The sequence below is a fragment of the Candidatus Pantoea deserta genome (assembly GCF_003813865.1).
GTDB classification, from domain to species: Bacteria; Pseudomonadota; Gammaproteobacteria; order Enterobacterales; family Enterobacteriaceae; genus Pantoea; species Pantoea deserta.
In genome coordinates, this window is sequence record NZ_RMVG01000026.1 from 46,589 (window position 1) to 54,652 (window position 8,064).

Here is an 8,064-nt window from a genome sequence, read left to right on the forward strand (position 1 = left end):
AAATATACGCGCCACAGGTTTTAATATTGCCCTGTCTGATTTAGCAACATATTCAGCACCGCCAGAAAATAGCGCCTCAGATTGACGCAGTCCGCTTAGTTATCTCTGAATAAACTCGCCATTTTCGCGCAGCCCGTAGCGATCTCGCCGGGCGACAGCGCGGCAAAGCCCAGTATCCAGCCCGCCTGCCCAGGCGCCTCTGTCGCCAGCGGGCTAAGGCGCGGCAGCGCCAGTCCGTCTCTCTCAGCCTGCGCGCTCAGCGCCGCCTCGTTTTCACCTTCCCTTAGCGTCACCGTTAACTGTAAACCGCCGGGCGTGGCGATCGGCGTCAGCCAGGGCGACAGGGGGTGCAGCTGCGCCAGCAATAAATCACGTCGGCTGCGATAGAGCTGGCGCATCAGCCGTAAATGGCTGGCAAAGTGACCCTGCTGCAAAAACGCCGCGGTCACCGCCTGCGGCAGCAGCGCGCTGTGTCCGTCCATCAGGCTGCGCGCCTGACCGAGCGGCGCTATCAGCGCGGGCGGCACCACCATCCAGGCCAGACGCAGCGAGGGGAAAAGCGACTTGGAAAAGGTGCCCAGCGTAATAACCCGACCATAGCGATCCAGCCCCTGCATGGCAGGCGTGGGGCGCTCGTCGTAGTGAAACTCGCTGTCATAGTCATCTTCAATAATCCAGCTGCCGTGGCGCTGCGCCCACGCCAGCCACGCCAGGCGGCGCGCCAGACTCATCGCCACGCCGGTGGGATAGTGGTGCGAGGGCGTCAGATAAAGCAACCTGGCCGCGCCGCGCTGCACTATGGCGCCCTCGTCGTCCAGCGGGACGCCGCGGCAGCGCGCCCCCGCCGCGAGAAAGGCATTGCGCGCGCCAGGATAGCCGGGGGTCTCCAGCCATACCTCATCGCCAGGATCGAGAAACATCATTGCCAGTAGCTGCAACGCCTGCTGCGAGCTGGTCAGGATAATGACCTGCTCCGGACGGCAGCGCATACCGCGCGACAGCGCCAGGTAGTCCGCTATCGCGCCGCGCAGCGGCAGATAGCCGAGCGGATCGCCGTAGCCCATGAGCTGACTGCCGTAGCTGCGCTGCACGCTGGCGTAGAGCCGTCGCCACAGCTGATGCGGGAAGGCGCGCAGTTCCGGCGAACCTGCGGCGAACGCGTGCGGAAAAGGGGGATCCTGACAGCCACCCGTGGCGATCACCGTGTCGCCGCGTGCGGAAAAGCGCGGCCGATCCACGGTCGCGGCGCGCGCCGTCTGCGCCGGCATCACGATAGCGACAAAGGTGCCGCGTCCGGTTTCCCGCTGTAAATAGCCTTCGCTTTCCAGCTGCGCGTAGGCCGCCTCAACCGTCACGCGAGACAGGCCGAGATCGCCCGCCAGCTGGCGCGTCGAGGGGACTTTTTGCCCAAACGTGAGGTGACCGCCAGCTATTGCCTGGCGCAGCGTGGCGCACAGGCGTTCCCGCAAGCCGCCCTGGGCATGATGGCTAAAAAGGGTCAGCAGCGGCGTGCTCATAATGGTCTTATCTCACTATTGATATGGGTCTGATCGCGCAGTCCACTTTGCCGTAAACTGGCCGGACACCACAACAGGAGAATCACTATGTCACAGGTCTTACAGTTTCCGCCGCCGTCACCTCAGCAGAGTCTCGACTATCTGCAAAACAAACTGGCGTACTATGCCGATGCCTGGGATGTGGCGGAGGATCTCGCGCATCAGATTGGGGAGATTGTGGTGATAGACGCGCGTTCACCGGAGCATTATCGTGCCGGGCATCTCTGCGGCGCGATAAATTTTCCTCATCGCACGATGAACGCGGAGAGCACGGCGCGGCTGGACCGCAGCAAAGTCTATGTCACCTACTGCGACGGTATCGGCTGCAACGGCTCGACGAAAGCGGCATACAAACTGGCGGCGCTGGGTTTTCGGGTCAAAGAGTTAATCGGCGGGCTGGATTTCTGGCAGCGGGATGGCCATCCAATGGCATGGGGCGATGCGCCGGGCGAATGGCCTGAGTCCGCGTCCGGCGCGCAGTGCGGCTGCTAGTTCAGAGAAACAGCCACAGTAGAAAAACGAAGACGGCGAGCAGCGCAACGGCGCTCAGCACCGGACGCTGCGCCAGCGGCTGCGGCAGAGAGGCAACAAACGGCGCCCAGATGGGCTGCGGCCGCAGTTCGCTGTCGGCCAGCGGCTGTTCCTGATGTTTTTCCGCGCGGCGCGCAAACAGCTGATTAAGCAGATCCTGCGTTTGCGCCGGGGTGAGGACAGTTTGCGGCGTTGCCTGAAAACGCTGCTGGCTGTAATCCTCCAGCAGCTGACGCTCGCTGTGATGCAGCGGTTGTTTCAGCGACGCTTCCAGCACCTGAAGCGTCGGCGCGCTGTGCTGGCTCAGCGTCTGGCGCACCTGGAGATACTGGGTCAACAGCGGGAAGTGACGCGAGGGAATCGGGTCGCCGCTGGTCAGGTTCGCCAGTTTCAGCGCCGAGGCCCAGATCTTGCCGGTTGGCTCTCCGGTGGCGGCGGCCAGTCGGGCCACCTGCTGATTCAGCGTCTGATGCTCCGCAGGCAGCAGCGTGCGATCGGTGACGCGCGACTGCTGCGGCTGAGGGATTGCCATCTGGCCGTTTTGCAGCATGGTCAGCACCTGACGCAGCTGATCCTGTGACAGCGAACTGAGCACCGTCTGGCCAAACTGCTGGCGAATAAAGTCGCTGACCGCCTGACGATTATTGCCCTGCGGCAGCAGATCGGTGAGCTGAGTCAGCAGCTGGCGCGTGGCGCGGCCATTCTCCGCCTGCGTCAGACGGTTGCTCAGATATTGCTCCGCCGCGGGAAAATGGCGCGACTGCAATTCCGCTTCGCTTTTTACGCCGACCTCGCGCTGAACGCCCGCCCATAGCTCCGGCGCTTTTAGCGTGCTGAGCGACATAATGCGGACGATAAGGCGTTCCAGCGTGGTGCGCTGAACGGGAGACAGAGGCTGATCGCCCGGACGGGGCGCGCCGCCTGACGGCGTGACAACAGAACGATCGCCCATCGGCGCACCGGGGCCGCTAAGAGGTTGCATGGCGGAATCCTTGAAAACAGAACAGCGTGGGGTGCGCCGGAAAAAATGATGCGACATGATAGCAAAAGCCCCCGCGAAATCCCACGGGGAGCTGTGCATATTCAGTCGTGAGCGGGCGCTGCGCTGCGACGGCTAAGCGGAGTCTTAAGCCGCTGGGCAAGGATCACCCCCACCAGCGTCATGCCGCCGCCGATCAGATGATAGAGATGCAGCTGCTCCTGCAGAAACAGCACCGCGATAAGCGCGGTAAAGACCGGTACGAAATTCATAAAAATGCTGGTGGTGCTGGCGCCCAGGCGCTGCACGCCGAGGATCCACATAAAGGGCGCGATGATCGAGGCGAACAGCCCGGCAAACAGCACCAGCGGAATATTACGCGCCGTCAGCGTCACGTCCGGCGCGTGTAAAAAGCCCGGCAGCAGCAGCAGCACGCCAAAAACGATTTGCACATACAGACTTTGCCAGTTCGGCAGCGGAATCGCCCAGCGTTTAGTCAGTACGCCGTACAGGGCGTAAGAGGTGGATGCCGCCAGCATCATCAGCTCGCCGCTGCCTGGACGCTGATTCAGCAGCTGCGCCGGATGTCCCTCGCTCACCAGCCATACCAGCCCGACAAACGACAGCACGCCGCCGAACAGAATGCCGCGCGTCGGCGCCAGCCGCAGCACCAGCAGGCTGAGCAGAATGGTCAGCAGCGGAATGGTCGCGCCAAGGATGCCCATCATCACCGCCGACACGCTGTGCGCGGCGTAGTAGGCAAGACTCTGATACAGCACCATGCCGAGCAGGCCGAGGATCAGCAGACGCCACAGGCTGGCACGGATAGTCTGGCGGTGGCGCCAGACGCCCGGCAGGGCAAACGGCGTCAGCACCATCAGCGCCAGCAGCCAGCGGTAAAAAGAGATAGCGGCGGGATCGATGCTGCCAGCGGACAGTTTGCTGACAATAGTGTTCACCGACCAGATCAGCACTGCCAGCAGCGGAAAAAACAGATTCATAGCGAACTCCTGAAAAGTCGTGCGCCCAGTTTATGTTTGACCGGTTTTAAGGAGATAGTTAAATTCAGACAAAAATTTGCCAAGACCGGACAGAATGCATTTCCAGGTAAACTATCAGCCGCCTGAACACGCGCGGCAGCTGCGCTACTTTATGCGCTACGAACAAACCAACGCAAAAACCGAATACCTTTCCCACGCGCATGAATGGGGACAGGCGATCTTCGTTTCGGGTCAGGTGCTGGAGATAAACGTTGAGGGAGAGCGGCTGCTCACCCCGGCCAGCATCCCGGTCTGGATCCCGCCGCGCCAGCGGCACGCCAGCTATAACCGCCAGCAGACGCAGATCCGTACCTTTAATCTCGCCGCCGCGCTGTGCGATGGCCTGCCGCAGAAGGCGTGTTTGCTGAACGTCGACGCGATCGCGCACGCCATTATGGATGAGTTCGCGCGCACCGGGCTGGAGCAGCCAGAGACGCCTGAAGCATGGCGGCTGTGTGACGTGCTGCGCGATCGGCTGCGGCTGGCGCCGGTGCAGGAGAGCTATCTGCCCACCTCGCAGGACAAGTTTCTGGCCCCGGTGCTGCACGCGCTGGAAGCGCAGCCCGGCGACAATACCACCCTGGCGGCGTGGGCGGCGCGCGTCTTTACCACCGAACGCACCCTGGCGCGCCGCTGCCGTCAGGAGCTGCATATGTCATTCAGCGAATGGCGGCAGCGGCTGCGTTTTCTGCACGCCATCGGCCAGCTGGGGCAGGGCAAAAGCGTGCAGGCCATTGCCCATGACCTGGGCTACAGCTCCGCCTCCGCGCTGATCGTCATGTTTCAGCAGCAGGCGGGGACGACGCCAGATCGCTACCGCGCGCGCCTGGGCTAATTTTTCTGTTTGTGCCAGAATAGCGGCCTCAATAATGCAACCAGCAGGAAAGCCGTGGTGAAGATTCTTGTCGATGAAAATATGCCTTATGCGCAAGAGCTGTTCAGTCGTACCGGCAGCGTGCTGGCGGTGCCGGGGCGTCCGCTGCCGCAGCAGGCGCTGGACGATGCCGACGGCCTGATGGTGCGCTCGGTCACGCAGGTAAATGAAGCGCTGCTCGCCGGCAAGCCGGTGAAATTTGTCGGAACCGCTACGGCGGGGACCGACCATATTGATGAAGCCTGGCTGCAGCAGGCGGGCATTGCCTTTTCCGCCGCGCCGGGCTGTAACGCTATCGCCGTGGTGGAGTATGTTTTTTCAGCCCTGCTGATGCTGGCAGAGCGCGACAGCTTTGATCTGCGCGACCGCACCGTGGGCATCGTCGGCGTAGGCAACGTCGGCGGGCGGCTGCAAAAGCGGCTGGAAGCCTGGGGCGTCAAAACGCTGCTGTGCGACCCGCCGCGCGCCGATCGCGGCGACGCGGGCGATTTCCGCTCCCTCGATGAGCTGGTGGCCGACGCGGATATCCTTACTTTCCATACCCCGCTGTTTAAAGACGGCCCTTATAAAAGCTGGCACCTGGCCGATGCGGCGCTGCTGATGGCGCTGAAGCCCAACACGATCCTGATCAACGCCTGTCGCGGCCCGGTGGTCGATAACGCGGCGCTGCTGGAGGTGCTGAAAATGCGCCATGATCTGAGCGTGGTGCTGGATGTCTGGGAGCCGGAGCCGGCGCTATCGCTGGACCTGCTGGAGAAGGTGGATGTCGCCACGGCGCATATCGCAGGCTACACGCTGGAAGGCAAGGCGCGCGGCACGACGCAGGTGTTCGAGGCCTGGTGCGACTTTCTCGGCCAGCCGCAGCAGGTGCCGCTCAGCACGCTGCTGCCGACGCCGGAGTTCAGCAGCGTCACGCTGAATGGCCCGCTCGATCAGCCGACGCTGAAACGTCTGGCGCATCTGGTGTATGATGTGCGCCGCGACGACGCGCCGCTGCGTAAAGGGGCCGCGAAACCCGGTGAATTTGACCGGCTGCGCAAAGAGTATGAAGAGCGGCGCGAGTGGTCATCGCTGGAGGTGATCTGCAACGATGCCGGGACCGCCAGTCTGCTTAATGCCCTCGGCTTTTGCGCGCGTCTTAACAACAGCTAAATTTATTCTCTCGCCGTGCCAGCTATGGCGAGGGATAATTCCGAATCCTGGGCGGTGAATATCACCGCCTTCTGTTTTTATGTCATTGTCTGGAGTAAACCAACATGTCTGACGGCTGGAATATTGCGCTACTGGGCGCGACCGGCGCAGTAGGGAACGCTGTACTGGAACTGCTGGCGGAACGCCAGTTCCCGGTTGGTGAATTGTATCTGCTGGCGAGCGAAAACAGCGCCGGTGAAATCCTGCGTTTCGACGGGCGCTCGGTGCGCGTGGAAAATGCGGCGGATTTCGACTGGTCGCAGGCGCAGCTGGCCTTTTTTGTCGCCGGGCGCGACGCCTCGGCGCGCTACGCCGAAGAGGCCGCCAACGCGGGTTGTCTGGTCATCGACAGCAGCGATCTCTTTGCGCTCTCTCCGGATGTGCCGCTGGTGGTGCCGGATGTGAACCCGCACGTGCTGGCGGACTATCGCAACCGTAATCTGGTCAGCGTGGCCGACAGCCTGACCAGTCAGCTGCTGAGCGCGATCAAACCGCTGGTGGACGCGGCCGGTTTAGGGCGTTTGCAGGTCACCAGCCTGATCTCGGCCTCCAGCCACGGTAAAAGCGCGGTGGATGGACTGGCGGGCGAAAGCGCGCGACTGCTTAACGGCGTCCCGGCGGACGAGCACTACTTTGGCCGTCAGCTGGCGTTTAACCTGCTGCCGCAGCTGCCGGACGCGGAGGGCAGCGTAGCCAGCGAGCGTCGTCTGGTTGAGCAGGTGCGTAAGGTATTGCAGGACGACGGGCTGCCGATTGCGGTCAGCAGCGTGCAGGCGCCGGTGTTTTACGGCAACGCGCAAATCGTACATCTGGAAAGCCTGCGCCCGCTGTCGGCGGAAGAGGCGCGAGCTGAACTGGCGCAGGCGGCCGACATCAACCTGAGCGACGAGGACGACTACCCGACCCAAGTCGGCGATGCGTCAGGCAACGAGCAGCTCAGCATCGGCTGCGTGCGCAACGACTACGGTATTCCTGAGCTGTTGCAGTTCTGGTCAGTGGCGGACAACATCCGCTTCGGCGGCGCGCTGATGGCGGTCAAAACCGCCGAGAAGCTGGTGCAGGAGTACTTCTATTAATGTTGCCTGAAGGTCAGACGCATAAACTGGCGCTGGGTATTGAGTATGACGGCAGCCGGTATTATGGCTGGCAGCGCCAGCAGGAAGTTCGCAGCGTGCAGGAAAAGCTGGAAAAAGCGCTTTCGAAGGTGGCGAACCATCCGGTAAGCGTGTTCTGCGCCGGACGTACCGACGCGGGCGTGCACGGCACAGGCCAGGTGGTGCACTTTGAAACCACCTCGCCGCGCGCCGACGGCGCCTGGACGCTGGGCGTAAACGCCAATCTGCCGGAAGACATCGCGGTGCGCTGGGTGAAAGCGGTGCCGGACGAGTTTCATGCGCGCTTTAGCGCGACGGCGCGTCGCTATCGCTATCTGATTTACAACCAGCGGCTGCGCCCGGCTATTCTGGGACGCGGCGTGACGCATTTTTATCACCCGCTGGACGCAGAGAAGATGCACCGCGCCGGACAGTGTCTGCTGGGCGAAAACGACTTTACCTCGTTTCGCGCCGTGCAGTGCCAGTCGCGCACGCCGTGGCGCAACGTGATGCACCTTAACGTCACGCGTCAGGGCGCATTTGTCATTGTGGATATTAAGGCCAACGCTTTTGTGCATCACATGGTGCGCAATATCGTGGGCAGTTTGATGGAAATCGGCTGCGGAAATCAGCCGGAAGACTGGATGGCGACACTGCTGGCGGCGAAAGATCGCACGCTGGCGGCGGCGACAGCCAGAGCGGAAGGACTCTATTTAGTGGCGGCGGGGTTCACCGCGCCTTTTGAGTCACCCCCACACCCCTGGGGGCCACCTGTCCTGGCGGGTTAAATATGGCGGGC

The 8,064-nt window shown here is 62.4% G+C and carries 8 protein-coding genes; 5 read left to right on the plus strand and 3 right to left on the minus strand.

Features of this window, described 5'->3' with window-relative positions; translation table 11 throughout:
- Nucleotides 1–95: 95 nt before the first annotated feature.
- The gene (gene pdxR, locus BBB56_RS21710; RefSeq protein ID WP_123802998.1) at nt 96–1,517 is read right to left on the minus strand and encodes a MocR-like pyridoxine biosynthesis transcription factor PdxR; all 1,422 of its coding nucleotides are present in this window, start codon (nt 1,515–1,517) and stop codon (nt 96–98) included.
- 87 nt (nt 1,518–1,604) lie between these two features.
- Here pdxR and BBB56_RS21715 point away from each other — a divergent pair, with 87 nt between their 5' ends.
- Nucleotides 1,605–2,048, plus strand: coding sequence for a rhodanese-like domain-containing protein (locus BBB56_RS21715; RefSeq protein WP_123802999.1), 444 nt, complete (start codon nt 1,605–1,607; stop codon nt 2,046–2,048).
- Between the two features lies 1 nt (nt 2,049).
- On the opposite strand, the gene flk is transcribed toward BBB56_RS21715, so the two are convergent.
- Both flk and BBB56_RS21725 read right to left on the minus strand, forming a co-directional pair.
- Nucleotides 2,050–3,069: a flagella biosynthesis regulator Flk gene (gene flk / locus BBB56_RS21720; protein WP_123803000.1), complete on the minus strand. Its 1,020-nt coding sequence runs from the start codon at nt 3,067–3,069 to the stop codon at nt 2,050–2,052.
- A 101-nt stretch (nt 3,070–3,170) separates the two neighbouring features.
- Nucleotides 3,171–4,067 carry a DMT family transporter gene (locus BBB56_RS21725; RefSeq protein ID WP_123803001.1) on the minus strand — a complete coding sequence of 299 codons (897 nt, stop codon included), beginning with the start codon at nt 4,065–4,067 and terminating at the stop codon, nt 3,171–3,173.
- 94 nt (nt 4,068–4,161) lie between these two features.
- On the opposite strand from BBB56_RS21725, the gene BBB56_RS21730 reads away from it, so the two are divergent.
- The 4 genes from BBB56_RS21730 (at nt 4,162) to truA (ending at nt 8,053) form a co-directional block, all read left to right on the plus strand.
- Nucleotides 4,162–4,941: an AraC family transcriptional regulator gene (locus tag BBB56_RS21730; RefSeq protein ID WP_123803002.1), complete on the plus strand. Its 780-nt coding sequence runs from the start codon at nt 4,162–4,164 to the stop codon at nt 4,939–4,941.
- Between the two features lie 57 nt (nt 4,942–4,998).
- Nucleotides 4,999–6,132, plus strand: coding sequence for a 4-phosphoerythronate dehydrogenase PdxB (pdxB, locus tag BBB56_RS21735; RefSeq protein ID WP_123803003.1), 1,134 nt, complete (start codon nt 4,999–5,001; stop codon nt 6,130–6,132).
- A gap of 104 nt (nt 6,133–6,236) precedes the next feature.
- Nucleotides 6,237–7,247 carry an aspartate-semialdehyde dehydrogenase gene (locus tag BBB56_RS21740; protein WP_123803004.1) on the plus strand — a complete coding sequence of 337 codons (1,011 nt, stop codon included), beginning with the start codon at nt 6,237–6,239 and terminating at the stop codon, nt 7,245–7,247.
- Entirely contained in the window at nt 7,247–8,053 is an 807-nt protein-coding gene (gene truA, locus BBB56_RS21745) for a tRNA pseudouridine(38-40) synthase TruA (protein WP_369409923.1), read from the plus strand. The genes BBB56_RS21740 and truA overlap by 1 nt, the downstream gene beginning before the upstream one ends.
- The last annotated feature ends 11 nt before the right edge of the window (nt 8,054–8,064 follow it).

What these genes read in the sequence shown, in the direction of transcription:
- pdxR (WP_123802998.1), bottom strand. Translation starts at nt 1,517, where the DNA reads ATGAGCACGCCGCTGCTGACCCTTTTTAGCCATCATGCCCAGGGCGGC.
- BBB56_RS21715 (WP_123802999.1), top strand. Translation starts at nt 1,605, where the DNA reads ATGTCACAGGTCTTACAGTTTCCGCCGCCGTCACCTCAGCAGAGTCTC.
- flk (WP_123803000.1), bottom strand. Translation starts at nt 3,069, where the DNA reads ATGCAACCTCTTAGCGGCCCCGGTGCGCCGATGGGCGATCGTTCTGTT.
- BBB56_RS21725 (WP_123803001.1), bottom strand. Translation starts at nt 4,067, where the DNA reads ATGAATCTGTTTTTTCCGCTGCTGGCAGTGCTGATCTGGTCGGTGAAC.
- BBB56_RS21730 (WP_123803002.1), top strand. Translation starts at nt 4,162, where the DNA reads ATGCATTTCCAGGTAAACTATCAGCCGCCTGAACACGCGCGGCAGCTG.
- BBB56_RS21740 (WP_123803004.1), top strand. Translation starts at nt 6,237, where the DNA reads ATGTCTGACGGCTGGAATATTGCGCTACTGGGCGCGACCGGCGCAGTA.
- truA (WP_369409923.1), top strand. Translation starts at nt 7,247, where the DNA reads ATGTTGCCTGAAGGTCAGACGCATAAACTGGCGCTGGGTATTGAGTAT.